This is a genomic window from Paenimyroides ceti (genome assembly GCF_030409925.1).
In genome coordinates, this window is sequence record NZ_JAUFQU010000001.1 from 559037 (window position 1) to 577111 (window position 18075).

Sequence of the window (18075 nt, forward strand, 5' to 3'; positions counted from 1 at the left end):
TGATTTGATAGAACCGGTTTTATTCCTCGTCATATTTTTTCTACATTTGCAAAGTTAAAAAATAAAACAGGAAGAATGTTTCATAAAAATATTAAAATAATTTTAGCTGCTCTTATTGTAGCAACCGCTGTTTGGCAATTTACTGAAAACAATATTGGAAACGGAATCTTTTTATTATTAATTGCAGCTATTGTAGTGCTTTTGTATTTTAAAAATGAATTTTTGATTATGGCGCTTTTCAAGTTGAGAAAACAGGATATGGAAGGAACGAAAAAAGTTTTGGATCGCATCAAAAATCCGGAAGGCGCTTTGCTGAAAAAACAATACGGATATTATAATTACTTAAATGGTATTGTAGTGTCTCAGACCAATCTTACACAGGCAGAGAAATATTTCAGAAAGGCTGTAGAGCTTGGTTTGAATATGGATCAGGATATGGCCGTTGCAAAATTGCAGTTAGCCGGAATTGCAATGACGAAGAGAAGAAAAATAGAAGCACAAAAATTATTGGCAGAAGCTCAGAAGCTCGATAAAAACAATATGTTGAAAGAGCAGGTGAGAATGATGAAAGAACAGATGAAGAAAATATAAAAAATAAAAAAAAGCGATATTATCGCTTTTTTTTATTTTTTATACCCTTCTGTCGGAATCTCAATAGAGTACGTCTTGCCCGGACTTACTGTGAGATTGGTGTTCTGAAGCCACGGGTTGTGAAGTTTGAGAATTTTGTAATTAATACCCTGTTCGTTAGCAAACGTTGCCAGATCAAAAATATCATAATTCACCGGTACCGTTTTGGTTTTAATAGGACGGTACAATACATCTTTTGGTAAATCATAACCGTATTTAGAGGCATTTTGCATGATTTCTTTCAGTGCCAGTATGCGGAATACATAACGTGATGTTTCTTCATTGAGATACAGATCATAATAATCTGTAACACTTTGCGCATCCATCTGTCTTTGTACACCCGCCATACCTCTGTTATAGGCTGCAGCTACCAAAGTCCAGTTGCCAAATCTATTATAAGCACTTTTCAGATACCTGCAGGCTGCTTCTGTAGCTTTGACAACATCATAGCGTTCATCTACTGTGGAGCTCACTTCCAGATTGTATTCTTTTGCTGTTTCTGGCATAAACTGCCAGAAACCTTTAGCTCCTGCAGAAGAAGTAGCATTGGTAAGGCTGCTTTCAATAACTGCGAGGTATTTAAAATCATCCGGAATACCATTTTTTTTCAAAATAGGTTCTATGGTCGGAAAGTACCGGTTGGCTCTTTTGATGATGAGAGTAGTGGCTGAATGTAAATTAATGTTTACCGTCATTTCACGGTCTAAACGTTCTTTTACGTCAATAATTGAAAGAGGAACGCGTTCTTCACAGAAAGCCATATTATTGGGCAGATAAGCATGGTTTCTTACATCTACACTTACGTGATTGGTGCCTTCAGATGTAAATTGAAATAATAAAAGACTGGTTGATACAATACCAGTAAGCGCTAAAGTGTTTTTAATCCAGGTTGTTTTCATGTAAGCCATTTTTTTTAAGTAATTCCGGTAAATTTTCATTGATCCACTTTGCCTGTAACAATATGAGTATATGTGTTGCATTTTTCAGAATGATCGCATCTTTAATCCTGTTGACAGGGAAAATATGGTCTTTGCTTCCATGAATATGAATGATATTGGAAACCGGATGGTCATTTGTCCATTCAATCGTATTTTTGAAAGCCCATTTTAAATAGTTGTTGGAACGGACTGTAAGGTATTTTTGATACATATCAATCCGATGAACTATTTTTTTTGAAGATACAATTTTTTTTGAAATGCGTTCAATAAAATTTATATAGCGGGTAGGGAATAAATGGTATAATTTATATTTGCGGGCGAGTTTCATCCTCCACGGAAACTCAGAAGGATCTTTGACACTGGAAATTATGACTACCTGTTGTACTTTAATCAGTTTTGCAATTTCCTGTACAATGATTCCTCCAAAAGAGACTCCTATCAAAACAGGGTTTTTGTGTTGAATAGCTTCTGCCAGTCTTTTGCAATAGTCTTTCAGGGACTCATTTTTGTTGGGCTCTAACCATTCCAGGTAGTAACATTCAAAAAAATGCGGATCAAAACGTAATTTTTCAAAAATCAAAGAATTGGCAGCCATGCCCGGCATAAAGTAGATTGCTGTTTTATTTTGAGCATTGATTGCGGTTGAATCCATTTGTAATATTCAAAAAAAAGTGGTTATTTTGTGTTCAATTTAGGTCTAAATTTAGATTTTAATTGATGATATATAAATTTCATCTAAACTTATTTGATTAAAATTTAATTTTAACCAGTAAAAATAAGATATAACTCAGTATAAATATAGAAAATTATTAATAATGGAATTTAAAAATAATGAATTATTAAGACAGTATGAATGTAAATGCGGTGATAATCAGATTATAATTGAGTATTCCATTCAGGAAAGAAAGTTGTTTTTGACAAAGTTGAACACCAACGGTTGTGAAGATGAAGAGTTGATTAATGATTTTATCAAACAGATCTTAAATAAAGCAGAGGAAAGCAAATTGCGTATTGTTCCGGTTAACTCAGGTATTGTAGGTTTCTTTAAAAAAAATCCGAGCTACAAAGAGCAATTGGCTACAGGTATAAAAATCTAACTTCAGAAAATAGAAAGCGCAGAAATTTTTCTGCGCTTTTTCTTTTTTATGAAAATACGGGTTGTTCAATAAAGTCAAATCGAACAATTCCGTCTTCATCAATTTTTGTAAGGTGTATAGGGTGTAGTGTATTTACAAGTTCCGGGTTCCATGGGGTTTTTACTTTTACATAATTTTCTGTAAAACCGTGAATATAACCTTCTTTGTTTTCACTCTCAAATAAAACGGTATGAGAACTGTTTAATTGTGCCTCATAAAAAGCCCTTCTTTTTTTTACCGACAAACCGCGCAACATTTTACTGCGTTTGGCTCTTACGTTGGCAGGAACTACACCTTCCATGATGGCAGCTTCAGTATCATCTCTTTCAGAATAAGTAAACACGTGCAGATACGAAATATCCAAATCATTCAGAAAGTGATAGGTTTCCAGAAAGAGTTCGTCTGTTTCTCCGGGAAATCCTACAATAACATCTACTCCGATACAGGCATCAGGCATTACCTCTCTGATTTTGGAAACGCGGTTCTGATAAAGTTCACGCAGATACCGGCGTTTCATTTTTTTTAGAATGGTATTACTGCCCGATTGCAGAGGAATGTGAAAATGAGGTACAAAAGTTTTGCTGGTAGCTACAAAGTCAATCGTTTCATTTTTTAATAAATTAGGTTCAATAGATGAAATTCGTAAACGCTCAATTCCTTCCACTTTATCCAGATTTTGAACAAGTTCCAGAAAAGTATGTTCGTGTTTTTTATTGCCGAATTCACCTTTTCCGTAATCTCCGATATTTACGCCTGTCAATACAATTTCCTTTATTCCTTTAGCGGCAATTTCGCTGGCATTCCGTAGTACATTATCCATAGTATCTGAACGTGAAATACCACGTGCTAATGGAATGGTACAATACGTACATTTATAGTCACATCCGTCCTGTACTTTTAGGAAAGCACGCGTTCTGTCTCCAATAGAATAACTGCCGACATAAAAATCAGCTTCTCCGATTTCACAGGAGTGTACTTCACCCATATCATTTTTTGACAGATCATTGATGTAATCCGTAATCTTGAATTTTTCGGTAGCACCTAATACCAGATCCACGCCATCAACAGCAGCGAGTTCTTCCGGTTTCAGCTGTGCATAACAGCCAACAGCAGCAATAAAGGCTTTATCGTTTATTTTGAGGGCCTTTTTTACAATCTGTTTAAATTGTTTATCTGCATTGTCCGTTACCGAACAGGTATTGATGACATAAATATCTGCCTTTTCTTCAAATGGTACTTTCTGAAAGCCTTCATCTGAAAAATTACGGGCAATGGTCGAGGTTTCTGAAAAATTCAGTTTACATCCCAAAGTATAAAAAGCGACTCTTTTCGTGTTTTCCATAGTAATTAGCTACTTAAGAGTAGTAATTTTGAATTATATTTACCATCTGTATGTTGATGGATCGAACTTGCAAATTTATAAACAAAAATCGGATTGATGAAATCTATAATTTATTGCCTATCATTATTTTATATTGTTTTAACATTTGTTTCCTGCCAGAAGAAAACAGCTGTTTATGATGAGTCTATGGTTTTCAGATACAATGAAAGTGGCAATATACAGACGCTTGATCCTGCTTTTGCCCGCAATATGTCTATTATATGGCCAACCAACCAATTGTTTAACGGGCTGGTGCAGCTTAACGATTCATTGCAGGTAGCTCCGGATATTGCCAAGTCATGGACGATTTCTGAAGACGGACTGGAGTATGAGTTTATATTGAGAAAAGATGTCTATTTTCACAAACACATCAATTTCGGTAAAGACAGCACCCGGTTGGTTACAGCTTATGATTTTCAATACAGTTTTGATCGTCTATTAAGCGAAAAATTGGCATCTCCGGGCACCTGGGTATTTCAGTCGGTAGAAAATTACAGAGCGGTTAATGACAGCACCTTTCATATACGTTTAAAAAGACCTTTTCCTGCTTTTATAGGATTGCTTTCAATGAAATATGCTTCTGTTGTTCCCAGAGAGATTACAGAAGACCCTGCAATAGATTTCCGTTCCCATCCGATAGGTACGGGACCTTTCTATTTTAAAATCTGGGAAGAAAACGTAAAATTAGTCTTAAGAAAAAACCAGCATTATCATGAAACAGATGCTCAGGGCAAACGATTACCTTATTTAGAGGCCGTTGCCATCTCTTTTCTACCGGATAAGCAGAGTGGTTTTTTACAGTTTATTCAGGGAAAACTGGATTTTATCTCAGGTTTAGATCCTTCATATAAAGATGAATTGCTTACACCACAGGGTACATTACAGCCAAAATACCAACACAATCTCAAAATGCTTACAGGGTCTTATCTCAATACGGAATATCTGGGGTTTAATATGAATAGTGCTATGGTAAAGGATAAAAAGTTGCGTATGGCTCTAAATATAGGATTTGACCGTAAGAAAATGCTTGCTTACCTCAGAAACGGTATGGGGAATGCAAAAGTAACAGGAATCATTCCGGATGGATTGCCGGGCTATAATGCTGATAAGGCAGTGCAGTTCGATCCGGTGAAGGCAAGAGAACTCATTAATGAAGTAAAGAAAACACACAAACAGCCAGTAAAGCTCACGCTTTCTACAAATGCTACTTATATTGATATTGCAGAATATCTCCAACGCGAATGGCAGAAAATAGGAGTGGACGTAACCATTGATGTAATGCCTCCTTCTACATTACGACAGTCAATTGCTACTAATAAGCTTACTTTTTTCAGAGCAAGCTGGATTGCTGATTATCCGGATGCAGAGAACTATCTCTCTTTGTTTAACAGCACTAACTTTACACCAAACGGACCGAATTATACCCATTTTAAAAATGAACAGTTTGATCAGATGTATCAAAAATCTTTTGAAATAATTGATTTGTCTGAGAGAAAAAAACACTATGAAAAAATGGATGAGATTATTTTGAACGAAGTACCGGTAATTGTTCTGTTTTATGATAAAGTAGCCCGTTTTACACGTAAAGAAGTTATGGGGCTGGATACCAATCCGATGAATCTGTTGAATTTGAAAACCGTGTATAAACAAAAAAAATAAACGATATCTTCACAGTCGAAATTTATAATTCTATGAAATATATTGCACTTATCGGCTTCTTCTTAAGCACACTTGTTTCTTTTTCGCAAAACACTACTGAGCTTCTGACGAGACAGATCGTGAAAATTGAAAAAACAACAACCGAGAAAGCCTGGTTGGAACTTGCCAAAGAATTTGAAAAAATAGCCAAAGAAGCTCCAAAAAACTGGTATGCTCAATACTATACTTCGTATGCGTATATCGCTTTGGCAAATGCATTGGAGAAAGATAAAGATGCCTGGTGTGATAAAGCAGAAACCTATCTCAACAATGCCTTTGCTATAGAAAAGGCATCATCTGAAAACTATGTATTAAAAGCCTATTTACTCAGTGCGAGGATACAGGTAAATCCGATGATGAGAGGAGCGAGTATGGGGAAAGCCAGTAAGAAACAGTTAGATCTGGCACAAAAAGCCAATCCTGATAATCCGAGATATTATTATGTGAGAGGCATGGGGATTTATAATACGCCGGCTATATTTGGCGGCGGAAAAAAGAAGGCAAAACCCTATCTGGAAAAAGCACTTGTCAAATATAAAGAATATAAAGCCTCTTCTGCACTGTCTCCGGATTGGGGTAAAACAGAAACTAAAAAATTATTGAGTACCTATTAACATAGTGTACTCAATAAAATTTTATACAAAAGGGATTGTATTTTAGTAATACATTCTTTCTAAATGGTACGTATTTTCAATCTTTGTTTTAACTTCAACTTCCACTCCATTTTTTACCTCTTTCGTTGTAAACTCCTGAAGGCGGTGGAATGATAATTTGATTTTTTGCAGGTTCAGAATCTTATAAGTCACAGGATCCGGTACATTTTCAAAAGAAAGCACTACACTGTCACCATTTCTTACATAAGTACCTTTTAATGTCTGAGCTGATCCTGTAGTAACATTTTTCATCGTGTACACTACCGTTTTATCTGCTTTGAAATTGAACTGCATGATCAGTTTGTTCAAGGAAGGCTGATTTTCATAAGATTCGGTAACTTTGCCATCTTTGGTTGTTTTAAGATCAGTCATCTTTAAATCCCATTTACCGATTAATAAATCAACCGGTGCAGGAGTTTCTGTAGTGCTGCTGTCATCACTGCTGCAGGACAAACTGGAAAGTGTGAATACCAATAGGGCAGCCAAAGTAATTATTTTTTTCATTTTATGAGGGAATGTTAAATTTTACATTTTTTCGAAATTATAACTGAATACCGTTGTGTATGTAACTCCGTTTACAGGAACTTGCTCTGTCATTTTTAGAGACATCTTTGTATCTGCCAGATTACTCAGGGTAAACGTCTGAGGTGTTTGAGCCAAAGTGATGGTTACAGAGTTACCTGATTTTGTATAAGTACCTGTACCGCTTTGCTCAGCTTGTTGTCCTTGCTGAATTAAAAAATCAATGGTATTGTCTTCTTTAAAGTCATACTGCATGACTAATAAACCCTCTACAGATTGATCTTCTATTATTTGTGGTTCTTGCCCTTCAGCAGTCATCTCCATAGAAAACGTCTTTAAATCCCATTTACCTATTAATTTATCTTTTACCACAGGTGGATTAACTACAACAGGGCTACTGTCATCGCTACTGCATGAAAAAGTTGAAAAAGTTAAGGTAGTAAGTGCCAGAAGTGTAAAGATTCTTTTCATTATTTTGTGATTATGGTTAAAGTGCAAAGAAAACAAAAAACTATTAAGAAACAAATAGATAACCCTTTTTATCTCTTATGATTTTTTTAAAAATTGCTTAAAAAGATTCTGAAAAAAATGATTTTTACAGATTTATCAAAGGGTTAGACAGGATTTGGTGAGGACTTTGGAAAGGGTGGGATGAAATGTTAAAAAATAAATTGGAAGAATTCTCAACATGCACTGTATGTGATTTGCATATAATTCTCATTTTAAATGGTTAAGTTTGCAGTGATAATAATAGTTATGTCTTTTTGTTGCTATACAAAGCCATCAAACTATTTTTGAGCCATAAAATTTGACACACAGTATATGAATTACCTTTCAGTTGAAAATATATCCAAGTCTTTTGGAGCCCATACATTATTTGAAAACGTTTCTTTTGGAATTAATAAAGATCAGAAAATTGCTTTTATCGCCAAAAACGGATCGGGAAAAACATCGATTCTTAAAATAATTAACGGATTGGATACGGCAGATTCCGGGCAGGTAGTAATCAGAAAAGGCATTCGTATGGAATTTCTTTCTCAGGAACCCAATTTACAGGGAGAACTCACAATTGAAGAAAGTATCTTTGCTTCTGACAATGAAACCCTCAAAGTAATTGAGCAGTACGAAAAAGCCCTTGAAAATCCGAATGATGAAGAAGCGTATCAGAAAGCTTTTGATCGTATGGACATGCATAATGCATGGGATTTTGAAACACAGTACAAACAGATCTTATTCAAACTGAAGCTCGAAGATTTAAAACTAAAAGTAAAAAATCTTTCCGGAGGTCAGAAAAAACGTCTGGCATTGGCCATTATTCTGATTAATAAGCCCGACCTTCTGATTTTAGATGAGCCAACCAACCATCTTGATCTGGAAATGATAGAATGGCTTGAAAGCTATTTTGCAAAAGAAAATATAACCCTGTTTATGGTCACTCACGATCGTTTTTTCTTAGAGCGTGTGTGCAATGAGATTATTGAGCTCGATCACGGTAAAATCTATCAGTACAAAGGAAACTATTCTTATTATCTTCAGAAAAAGGAAGAACGGATTGCTGCTGAGAATGCTTCTATTGATAAGGCAAAAAACCTTTTTGTAAAAGAATTAGACTGGATGCGCCGTCAGCCAAAGGCACGTACAACCAAATCAAAATCGCGTCAGGACGATTTTTATGTTATCAAAGAAAAAGCACATTCCCGTAGAAAAGAACATCAGATAGAGTTGGAAATCAACATGGAACGGATGGGGAGCAAAATTGTGGAGTTACACAATGTCAGCAAAACATTTCAGGACAAAGTTATTCTCAAAAACTACAGTTACACCTTTAACAAAGGGGAACGTATCGGTATTATCGGCAAAAACGGAACAGGAAAATCTACCTTCCTCAATATACTAACACAAACAATGCCTCCTGATAGCGGAAAGGTAGTCGTAGGAGATACCATTAAGCTGGGATATTATACACAAAGTGGTATCAACCCGAAACCCGAACAAAAAGTAATTGATATCATTAAAGAATACGGAGAATACATACCTCTGACAAAAGGACGTCTGATTTCTGCAGCCCAACTGCTCGAGCGCTTCCTGTTTGACCGTAAAAAACAATATGACTTTGTAGAAAAACTCAGTGGGGGAGAACTCAAACGTTTATACCTGTGTACTGTACTCATTCAGAATCCTAATTTTCTGATACTGGATGAGCCTACAAACGATTTGGATATAGTAACGCTGAATGTACTGGAAAGTTTTCTGCTCGATTATCCTGGCTGTCTGCTTGTGGTATCTCACGACCGCTATTTTATGGATAAGATTGTGGATCACTTGTTTGTTTTCAGAGGTGAGGGTGTCATAGAAGATTTTCCGGGTAATTATTCTGATTTCAGAGCCTATGAAGATTCTGTAGAACCTGCAAAAGAGGAAGTAGTAAAAGAAAAAGTAAACTGGAAAGAAAATCAGGTTAAAAAAGAAGGACTCTCTTTTAATGAGCAAAAAGAATTTCAGAAAATAGAGCGTGAGATAAAAGATCTCGAACACAAAAAAGCACAGATTGAAAAAGAGTTTTCTGATGGAAAAGTTTCAGATGCCGATTTGAATAAAAAGGCAACGGAATTGCGAAAAATTATAGAAACACTGGAACAAAAAGAAGAACGCTGGTTTGAATTATCCGCTAAAACAGAATAGACAGATGCGCTCTCAGGAGCGCATTTATTTTTTAATAAAAATCTTTTTGAGACTCATGGCACGGGATGGATATTGCCGTCCATGCGGAATGTTGTTAAAGATCAGCGCTGCCAGCAATAAAATAAGTACACCGCTCAAAACAGGCGACAGCATATAAAAATAACCTAATTCCCGTACAGAAGTTCCGCCCGTCACAGCGATTAAGGCTGTTGCTCCACCAGGCGGATGCAGCGTTTTCGTAATCTGCATTAGAATAATAGACAGTGAAACTGCCAAAGGCGCTGCTACCCATACCAGATCAGGCAATAGTTTTGTTATTGAGACTCCTATAAATGCTGCGATGAGATGACCACCGATCAGATTTCTCGGTTGTGCCAGCGGACTTGAGATAACACCGTAAATCAGTACACAGGAGGCTCCGAACGAACCAATAAGTAATGTGAATTCAGCCGGACTGAATTTTTCATATTGTAAATAGCAGATCGTTCCCAAACCGACAAATGAACCTACAAAAGCCCAGAAATGTTCATTGAAATCGACAAGAGTTTCTTTATATAAAACGTACTTTGTTTTTCGAAAAGTTCGGTTTTTCTTTAATTTATTCATGGGAAAAGCTACTTTTTGCTGACCATCTTTTTGATCTCATTCAGTTTCATCAATGCTTCAACCGGAGTCAATGTATTAATGTCTAAATTCAGAATTTCTTCTTTTATTTCTTCGAGTAACGGATCATCCATATTAAAAATACTGAGTTGCAGTTCATCATTTGTTGTAAGATCAACCGAACCTTCTGATTTATGGCTTTTTTCGAGCTTTTTCAATACTTTTTGTGCTTTTTGAATGACCATTTGCGGCATTCCTGCCATCTTGGCTACATGAATCCCAAAGCTGTGTGCACTGCCACCGGGTATAAGTTTTCGTAAAAACAGTACAGTGTCTTTGAGTTCTTTTACAGAAACATTGAAATTTTTGATTCTGTGAAATTGCTCATGCATATCATTGAGCTCATGATAATGAGTAGCAAACAGTGTTTTTGCTTTTGCCGGATGCTCATGTAAATATTCTGCAATTGCCCATGCAATCGAAATTCCGTCATAAGTAGAGGTTCCCCGTCCGATCTCGTCCAGTAAAACCAAACTGCGGTCGGTAAGATTGTTCAGAATCGATGCGGTTTCATTCATCTCTACCATAAACGTAGACTCTCCCATAGAGATATTGTCTGAAGCACCTACTCTGGTAAAGATCTTGTCTGTAATCCCCATAGTTGCGGATTTTGCAGGTACAAAACTACCCATTTGAGCCAACAATACAATGAGGGCGGTTTGTCTTAATATAGCTGATTTACCCGACATATTAGGACCGGTGATCATGATAATCTGCTGATTTTCATTGTCCAGATATACATCATTTGAGATGTAGGGAGTTCCGGGTGGCAATTGTTTTTCAATTACAGGATGGCGGCCGTCTTTAATGTCAAGAATAAAATCATCTTTAAATTCCGGACGTACATAATTATGATCAATTGCCATTTGGGTAAACGACTGAAGACAGTCGAGCTGTGCGACCAGATTGGCATTGAGTTGTACAGGCTGTATGTATTGTGCGCACCACATGATGAACTTTTCATAAAGCTCAGATTCTATTTTGTAGATGCGCTCTTCTGCCCCTAAAATTTTGGTTTCGTATTCCTTGAGCTCTTCCGTTATATAGCGTTCCGCGTTTACTAATGTCTGTTTGCGAATCCAGTTTTCAGGTACTTTGTCTTTATGGGTGTTGCGCACCTCGATATAATAGCCAAACACATTGTTAAAAGCTACTTTTAAAGAAGGAATTCCGGTATTTTTACTTTCCCGTGCTTCCAGAGCTTCCAGATATGATTTGCCAGATTGTGAAATATCGCGTAACTCATCGAGTTCTTCATTCACTCCGCGTGCAATCGCATTTCCTTTATTTAAGGCAACCGGAGCATCAGCCGTAATGGTAGCCGTAATTTTTTCGCGTAGAAGTTCACATGCATGAAGATTGTCACCAATTATACGCAACGCTTCATTTTTACTTTTTAATGCCAACTCTTTCATCGGAATAATCGCATCAAGAGATTCTTTGAGATAATTGATTTCGCGCGGAGAAATTTTGCCTGTAGCCAGTTTAGAGATCAGCCTTTCGAGATCAGAAATTTGCTTGATCTGATATTGAAATGTATGTAGTGTTTCAGGATTCGTTTTCAGATAATCAACTACTTCAAGGCGATGGTTGATCGCATTGATTTCCTTTAGAGGCAACGCAAGCCACCGTTTTAATAAACGTCCGCCCATAGGCGACAGGGTTTTGTCAATTACATCAAGCAGTGTTGTAGCATTGTGGTTATTACTATGGTGTAATTCCAGATTTCGTATGGTAAAACGGTCCATCCACACATAGGCATTCTCGGCAATACGCTGAATATTGGAAATATGCTGAATTTTGTTATGCTGTGTTTCCGATAGATAATACAGAATGGCTCCTGAAGAAATGATACCTTCAGTAAGTTCTTCTATACCAAATCCTTTCAAAGAAGTGGTTTTAAAGTGTTGGGTCAGGCTTTCGTTTGCATAATCTTCTTTGAAAATCCAGTCTTCGAGGTAAAACAAATTGAAATCGCTTCCAAAATGATGCAAAAAGTTATTCTTTGTTCCTTTTTGAACCAGTACTTCGCTGGGTTGAAAGTTTTGAAGCAGTTTATCTATATATTCTTCATTTCCTTGTGAGGTAAGAAACTCCCCGGTAGAAACATCTAAAAAAGAAATCCCGATTGTTTTTTTTCCAAAATGTAAGGCAGCAAGAAAATTATTCGTTTTTGCCTGCAATACTTCATCATTCATCGATACCCCTGGCGTCACAAGCTCTGTAACTCCGCGTTTGACGATCGTTTTTGTGGTTTTTGGATCTTCAAGCTGATCACAGATGGCTACCCTGAGACCTGCTTTTACTAATTTTGGCAGATACACATTCAGGGAGTGATGCGGAAAACCTGCCAGAGCAGTTTCGCTCGGGCTTCCGGCTCCTCTTTTAGTGAGTGTAATGCCTAAAATACCTGCCGCCCGCACTGCATCCTCACCAAATGTTTCATAAAAGTCACCTACTCTGAAAAGCAAGCACGCATCGGGATACTTATTTTTAATCTCGTTGTACTGTTTCATTAAAGGGGTTTCTTTTACTTCTTTCGGCGTTTTTACTTTAGCAGACATTTTTTTAGGGGTGTATTTTAGTTTATACAAATATAATATAGATTTCAGTAAGATAAAATCACAGCAGTGTCAGAAACAAAAATAACGAAATAAAAAAAGCCCCGCAATGCGAGGCTGATTTTATTTCCAAAGCTAAAAATTAGTTAGCTGGAGTAGCTGGAGCTGTTTCGTTAGCTGGAGTCTCAGTAGCTGGAGTTTCAGTAGCTGGAGTTTCAACTGCTGGAGCTTCCTCAACTGCTGGAGCTTCTTCAACTGCTGGAGTTTCAACTGCTGGAGTTTCTTCAACTGCTGCTTCTTTGTTAGTTTCTTTACAAGATACGAATGCTAATGAAGCAACGAATGCTAAGCTTAATGCGATTTTTTTCATTTTTTTAATTATAAAAGTTAATTATTAATTCGAAACAAAGATATGAAATTTTTGATTCGATGATAAAAATGTGATATTTTTTTTAAAAAAGATTAACATATTGATTGTTAACGCTTTGTTTTGGTTTTTTGTTTCGGATTTACGATTTTTATTTCATCAATCAGATGTTTTGCGTCGGCAAACTTGTCAATGATGAATAAAATATATCTGCTGTCTACCATAATGTTTCTGCAAATCTCCGGATCGTAATAAATATCACTCATCGTTCCTTCCCATACGCGGTCAAAATTCAAGCCGATAAGATTTCCATAGGCATCAATGGCAGGAGAACCTGAGTTACCACCCGTAGTATGATTGGTACCGATAAAGTTTACAGGCAGTTTACCATTTTTATCTGCATAAATTCCAAAATCTTTTGCATTGTATAAATCCATTAGTTTTTGAGGAACATCAAATTCATAATCTCCGGGTACATATTTTTCCATAACGCCGTCCAGATAGGTAATATGGCTGTAAGAAACCGCATCTCTTGGTTCATATCCTTTTACTTTTCCATAGGTCAGACGCAAAGTACTGTTGGCATCCGGAAAAATTCGTGCTTCCGGATACAGTTCGAGCTGCGCTTTCATATAAGTACGCTGCAAAGCATTGATTTGCTCATTTAAGGCATCATAAGCAGGAGCTATCTTTGAAAAGTAATTGTCTCCCATCTCTTTTGCCAATATAAATCCGGCATCTTTGTTGAGTTTTTTGATAACATCTTCTGCCTTTCCGTCCAATAAAGCTTTTAATTTATTATAATCTGTTAAAGCTGAGGTGCTGTATACTTTTTCTGCGAGTTGTTCATAATTAATGTTTTGAATCGAAGCAGGAGTAAGTTCTTTAGGTGCTTTTTTACCATAAAGAGCAACCGCTTTTTCAAAAATACCTTTATCTACATCGGTATTCAGATCTTTATAAAGTGTTTCTAAAGAAGAGATCAGATTCGCTTTTCGATCGTTAAAAGATTGTTCGCCCCGGTTTTTGTAAACATTTTCAAGCTGGTAAAGTTGAAATCCTACCTGTAGCAGCTCATTGTTTCGTAAGGCAACTTCCTGAAAATAATCTCTTGCAAGAGCATAAGGTGTGATTTCCTTATATAGTTTTTCGAATTCCGGCAATAGCGTTCCGTATTCCTTTTGTTTGTTTTTTGCAGCAGCACGCGCAGTGAAATCTTTTTCAAAAGCCTGTTTTACTTTTACAGCATCCGATTTTTTTAATCCCTGGATTTCACCAATCCATTTTTTCCATGCATTGGCAATGCTTGCATATTTAGATGCATATTGAATTTTGATAGCCGCGTCCTGACGCATATAGCTGTCTGCTACTTTTAAGGAAGCATCGCGGATTTCTATTTTTGCAGGATTCAGATCATTAATAATCTGCTCTACGGCATAGGAAGGAAGATATTCCTGAGTACGTCCCGGAAAACCAAAAACCAGTGTAAAATCATTTTCTTCTACGCCGCCAACAGAAATTGGCAAGAAGTGTTTTGGGGTATAAGGTACATTGTCTTTTGAATACGCTGCCGGGCGGTTGTTTTTATCGGCATAAATACGGAAAAGTGAAAAATCTCCTGTATGTCTCGGCCATACCCAGTTATCCGTATCCGAACCAAACTTACCTATAGAAGAGGGTGGTGTTCCTACCAGACGTACGTCTTTAAAGGTTTCAGTAACAAACAATATATACTGATTTCCGTCAAAGAAAGTTTTGATTTTGTTTTCCTGCCACGATTCTTTTTTATATTCGTTTTGTACAGAAGTAATATTAGATTGAATTTTAGCATTTTTTGCCGCTTCAGTGCTCAATTCATTTACTCCTGCCAATATTTTTGACGTTACATCTTCTATTTTTATAATAAAAGTAACCGTGAGATCCGGATTGGGTAATTCTTCACTGAAATTTTTAGCCCAAAAACCGTTGGTCAAATAATCATGCTCTACAGTAGAATGCATTTGAATTTCACCATACCCGCAGTGATGATTGGTCAGTAACAGACCTTTAGGAGAAATAATTTCTGAAGTACATCCTCCGTCAAAATGTACAATAGCGTCTTTCAGACTGGAGTTATTGACATCATAGATGTCTGAAACAGAAATTTTCATTCCCAGATTTTTCATTTCTGTTTCGTTCATTCCTTTCAGCAAAGAAGGAATCCACATTCCGCCCTGCTGGGCAAACATAGGCAGGGAACATACTACTACTAAAATAAGTCTTAGTAATTTCATCAATTTACAACTTTATGGTTAATATTTTTTGAAAAACGGCAAGTTACAAAAAAATAGCCACTTATTGGTTCTTATGAATCATCAGATGGCGGTGATGCATCTGAAAATTCATCTTCTTATACAATTCCTGAGCAGACATATTATGAGGCTCTACCTCGAGATACAATACTTTTAAGTCTTCTTTTTTGGCGTATTCCTGTACAAAAGCAACGGCTTTTTTTCCTAAGCCTTTTCCACGCATGCTGCCGTCAATGTAGAGTTCGTCAAAAAAGGCAATGGTACCGCCAAATTCAAAACTAAACATCTTTGCAAGTATAATATATCCTACGATCTGTTGTTCGTAGGTGATGAGAAATGCATTACCCAATTCCGGATGGTCGATAAAATAGTCAAAATTTTTAGCACTTACTACCGGATCAATAGGATAGTGGTCTATAGCATAAAAATCGGTCATCAAAGCAACCGCTTTTTCGATATGCTCTTTTTGCAGGGGTATAAATTGTACCATAAAATGTGTATATTTAAAAAAAATAAAATAATGGATTTACTATTGAATGATTTTTCGTTCGGACTTTATTTACATGAATATCTGCTTCTCATAATTGTGTTTTGCGTAATTCCTTTTATATGGAGCAGTTTTTTACTGATCAAAAATACAAATACACCGGGTATTGGGAAACTGCTTTGGTTGGTCAGCTTTCTGATTTTTCCTGTAGCAGTACCGCTTTTTTATCTTTTGAATTACTATTTCCATCAAAAAAGAAGCCTGAAATCTGTCTAAAATCAAAGGTACAAAATTATTAGGTTGTTGAATGCTTAAAAACCGTTACTCAGTAACGGTTTTTTTTGTATCCTCTCACGCCTTTAAAACCTTGTGTTTTTGTCATAAAAACGTGTTACAATGTTGTAACAATTTAAAAAAAGAGTGTTTTATGTTTTGTTTTTTAATATAAATTAATCATTTTTACAAAATATTAACGTAAAGGCAGTTTTCCTTCTACCGCTGCCTTCGTTTTTTACGAAACACGATGAAAAAAACACTGCTATGCCTGTTTACAGGCTTTGTGCTGCTGTCTGCTCATGCGCAAAAAGTCGTATGGGAAAAAACCCTTGGCGGCAAACACTCCGAGTATTTATTTGACATGGTGCCTACCGTAGATTATGGTTTTCTTTTGGCGGGGAGTTCCTTTTCAGACAAGACGGGCTCTAAAACCAGCGAAGGCCAGGGCAATCTGGACTACTGGCTCTGGAAGATGGATAAAGACGGAGAAGAAGAATGGCAAAAAAGCTTTGGTGCTTCGGGTATGGACCTTCTGCAATGCCTGATTCCTACGGGAGATGCGGGTTATCTGCTTGGCGGTACTTCCAACTCCCCAAAAGACGGCCATAAAACAGAAGCTTCCCGTGGTAAAAACGACCTGTGGCTCATAAAAATCAATGCGGTTGGCGCAGAAGAATGGCAAAAGACCCTGGGAGGCTCGGGAGATGACCGTCTGGTCACGATCAAACGCCTGGCAGACGGTGGTTATATCATCGGAGCGAATACCAACTCCCCGGTATCCGGAGAAAAAAGCCAGCAGCACCTCGGCGGACTCGATTTGTGGATTTTGCGATTAGACAAAAAAGGCAAGCTGCTTTGGGAAAAAACCTTTGGTGGTATCTATAATGATGAAGTCAAAACCATAGTACCGACAAAAGACGGTTTTATCATCGGTGCACAATCCAACTCCCCGATCGGCGCCAACAAAGCCGTGGATACCAACGGTGGTTATGACATCTGGCTGTTGACTTTGGATCACAACGGCAACCTGTTGCAACAATACAGCTATGGCGGAACGGCAGACGACTTTCTGACCGATCTGCTGCCTGTAGACAACGGTTATCTTTTGGCAGGAACGAGCAGTTCCGAAAGCAGCGGTACTAAAACTGTATCGGCAGAAACACAAAACGATTTCTGGACGGTACAACTCGATGCGAAAATGCAGCCGACAGACCAGAAAACCTATGATTTTAAAGGCGATGATGTACTGACCTCCGTACTATTAGATGCCGACAACAATCTGTTGCTTTCCGGTTATACGATACATCCCAAAACCCATAAAAAGAGTTATGTTTCGATCCATATCAATGCCCAAGGCGAAAAAATCTGGGAAAAAGAACTCTCTACAGACGGAGACGATCTGCTGCGCAAAGCCATCATCACCAGAGATGGCGGTTATGTCTTTGCTGGAAACTCCACGGGGAAAACCTCTGCGCTTAAAAAGGGCTATCAGGGGAGAAACGACTACTGGATTGTAAAGCTCAACACCAAAGAAAAAACCAAAACTCCGGAAATACAGATCGAAGCCTTTCCGAACCCAACCGAAGGATTTACCAATGTGGTGATCAACCATGAATACGAAGAAGGGCAGATGATTTTATCGGATCTGAGTGGCAAGATACTGTATACGGCACCTTTGCAATACGATATGATTGCAGTAGATCTGAGCGGATATCCTCAGGGAGTTTACATCATCAACATCAAAACCAATGTCATCAACCGTTCGGTAAAAGTCATCAAAAAATAACCTA

18 protein-coding genes are annotated in these 18075 nt (G+C 37.2%); 7 read left to right on the forward strand and 11 right to left on the reverse strand.

Annotation, left to right across the window (positions count from 1 at the left end):
- Positions 1 to 75 precede the first annotated feature (75 nt).
- A complete protein-coding gene (locus QW060_RS02570; protein WP_290362149.1) occupies positions 76 to 591 on the forward strand; it encodes a DUF2892 domain-containing protein in 516 nt (171 codons plus the stop codon).
- A gap of 32 nt (positions 592 to 623) precedes the next feature.
- On the opposite strand, the gene QW060_RS02575 is transcribed toward QW060_RS02570, so the two are convergent.
- Both QW060_RS02575 and QW060_RS02580 read right to left on the reverse strand, forming a co-directional pair.
- Positions 624 to 1529 (reverse strand): lytic transglycosylase domain-containing protein, encoded by a 906-nt coding sequence (locus QW060_RS02575; RefSeq protein WP_290364674.1) that lies wholly within the window; start codon positions 1527 to 1529, stop codon positions 624 to 626.
- Positions 1510 to 2220 (reverse strand): alpha/beta hydrolase, encoded by a 711-nt coding sequence (locus QW060_RS02580; RefSeq protein ID WP_290362150.1) that lies wholly within the window; start codon positions 2218 to 2220, stop codon positions 1510 to 1512. Before QW060_RS02580 ends, QW060_RS02575 begins: the two co-directional genes overlap by 20 nt.
- A gap of 163 nt (positions 2221 to 2383) precedes the next feature.
- Between QW060_RS02580 and QW060_RS02585 the strand changes: the two genes are divergently transcribed.
- On the forward strand, positions 2384 to 2665 hold the full coding sequence (locus tag QW060_RS02585; RefSeq protein ID WP_290362151.1) for a GNAT family N-acetyltransferase: 282 nt from the start codon (positions 2384 to 2386) through the stop codon (positions 2663 to 2665).
- Positions 2666 to 2711: 46 nt separating this feature from the next.
- On the opposite strand, the gene mtaB is transcribed toward QW060_RS02585, so the two are convergent.
- Positions 2712 to 4046: a tRNA (N(6)-L-threonylcarbamoyladenosine(37)-C(2))-methylthiotransferase MtaB gene (mtaB, locus tag QW060_RS02590; protein WP_290362152.1), complete on the reverse strand. Its 1335-nt coding sequence runs from the start codon at positions 4044 to 4046 to the stop codon at positions 2712 to 2714.
- 96 nt (positions 4047 to 4142) lie between these two features.
- Here mtaB and QW060_RS02595 point away from each other — a divergent pair, with 96 nt between their 5' ends.
- Positions 4143 to 5744 carry an ABC transporter substrate-binding protein gene (locus tag QW060_RS02595; protein WP_290362153.1) on the forward strand — a complete coding sequence of 534 codons (1602 nt, stop codon included), beginning with the start codon at positions 4143 to 4145 and terminating at the stop codon, positions 5742 to 5744.
- Between the two features lie 32 nt (positions 5745 to 5776).
- A complete protein-coding gene (locus tag QW060_RS02600) occupies positions 5777 to 6397 on the forward strand; it encodes a hypothetical protein (RefSeq protein ID WP_290362154.1) in 621 nt (206 codons plus the stop codon).
- Between the two features lie 42 nt (positions 6398 to 6439).
- Here the strand turns inward: QW060_RS02600 and QW060_RS02605 are convergent, their stop codons facing one another.
- The 3 genes from QW060_RS02605 to QW060_RS02615 all read right to left on the reverse strand — a co-directional run bounded on the left by QW060_RS02605 (position 6440) and on the right by QW060_RS02615 (position 7679).
- Positions 6440 to 6940, reverse strand: coding sequence for a lipocalin family protein (locus QW060_RS02605; RefSeq protein ID WP_290362155.1), 501 nt, complete (start codon positions 6938 to 6940; stop codon positions 6440 to 6442).
- A 21-nt stretch (positions 6941 to 6961) separates the two neighbouring features.
- Positions 6962 to 7429: a lipocalin family protein gene (locus tag QW060_RS02610; RefSeq protein ID WP_290362156.1), complete on the reverse strand. Its 468-nt coding sequence runs from the start codon at positions 7427 to 7429 to the stop codon at positions 6962 to 6964.
- Positions 7430 to 7553: 124 nt separating this feature from the next.
- Positions 7554 to 7679 carry a hypothetical protein gene (locus tag QW060_RS02615; RefSeq protein ID WP_290362157.1) on the reverse strand — a complete coding sequence of 42 codons (126 nt, stop codon included), beginning with the start codon at positions 7677 to 7679 and terminating at the stop codon, positions 7554 to 7556.
- A 101-nt stretch (positions 7680 to 7780) separates the two neighbouring features.
- Here QW060_RS02615 and QW060_RS02620 point away from each other — a divergent pair, with 101 nt between their 5' ends.
- Positions 7781 to 9640, forward strand: a complete 1860-nt coding sequence (locus tag QW060_RS02620) for an ABC-F family ATP-binding cassette domain-containing protein (protein ID WP_290362158.1) — start codon at positions 7781 to 7783, stop codon at positions 9638 to 9640.
- Between the two features lie 24 nt (positions 9641 to 9664).
- Here QW060_RS02620 and QW060_RS02625 read toward each other — a convergent pair whose 3' ends face one another.
- The 5 genes from QW060_RS02625 to QW060_RS02645 form a co-directional block, all read right to left on the reverse strand.
- Positions 9665 to 10246 carry an HPP family protein gene (locus QW060_RS02625; protein ID WP_290362159.1) on the reverse strand — a complete coding sequence of 194 codons (582 nt, stop codon included), beginning with the start codon at positions 10244 to 10246 and terminating at the stop codon, positions 9665 to 9667.
- An 8-nt stretch (positions 10247 to 10254) separates the two neighbouring features.
- The gene (gene mutS / locus QW060_RS02630) at positions 10255 to 12867 is read right to left on the reverse strand and encodes a DNA mismatch repair protein MutS (RefSeq protein ID WP_290362160.1); all 2613 of its coding nucleotides are present in this window, start codon (positions 12865 to 12867) and stop codon (positions 10255 to 10257) included.
- A 139-nt stretch (positions 12868 to 13006) separates the two neighbouring features.
- On the reverse strand, positions 13007 to 13234 hold the full coding sequence (locus QW060_RS02635; RefSeq protein ID WP_290362161.1) for a hypothetical protein: 228 nt from the start codon (positions 13232 to 13234) through the stop codon (positions 13007 to 13009).
- A gap of 107 nt (positions 13235 to 13341) precedes the next feature.
- Complete coding sequence (locus QW060_RS02640; RefSeq protein ID WP_290362162.1) at positions 13342 to 15504, reverse strand: S46 family peptidase; 2163 nt, start codon at positions 15502 to 15504, stop codon at positions 13342 to 13344.
- A gap of 61 nt (positions 15505 to 15565) precedes the next feature.
- On the reverse strand, positions 15566 to 16012 hold the full coding sequence (locus QW060_RS02645; RefSeq protein WP_290362163.1) for a GNAT family N-acetyltransferase: 447 nt from the start codon (positions 16010 to 16012) through the stop codon (positions 15566 to 15568).
- 30 nt (positions 16013 to 16042) lie between these two features.
- On the opposite strand from QW060_RS02645, the gene QW060_RS02650 reads away from it, so the two are divergent.
- Together QW060_RS02650 and QW060_RS02655 are read left to right on the forward strand one after the other, a co-directional pair.
- The gene (locus QW060_RS02650; protein ID WP_290362164.1) at positions 16043 to 16285 is read left to right on the forward strand and encodes a hypothetical protein; all 243 of its coding nucleotides are present in this window, start codon (positions 16043 to 16045) and stop codon (positions 16283 to 16285) included.
- Between the two features lie 247 nt (positions 16286 to 16532).
- Complete coding sequence (locus tag QW060_RS02655) at positions 16533 to 18071, forward strand: T9SS type A sorting domain-containing protein (protein WP_290362165.1); 1539 nt, start codon at positions 16533 to 16535, stop codon at positions 18069 to 18071.
- The last annotated feature ends 4 nt before the right edge of the window (positions 18072 to 18075 follow it).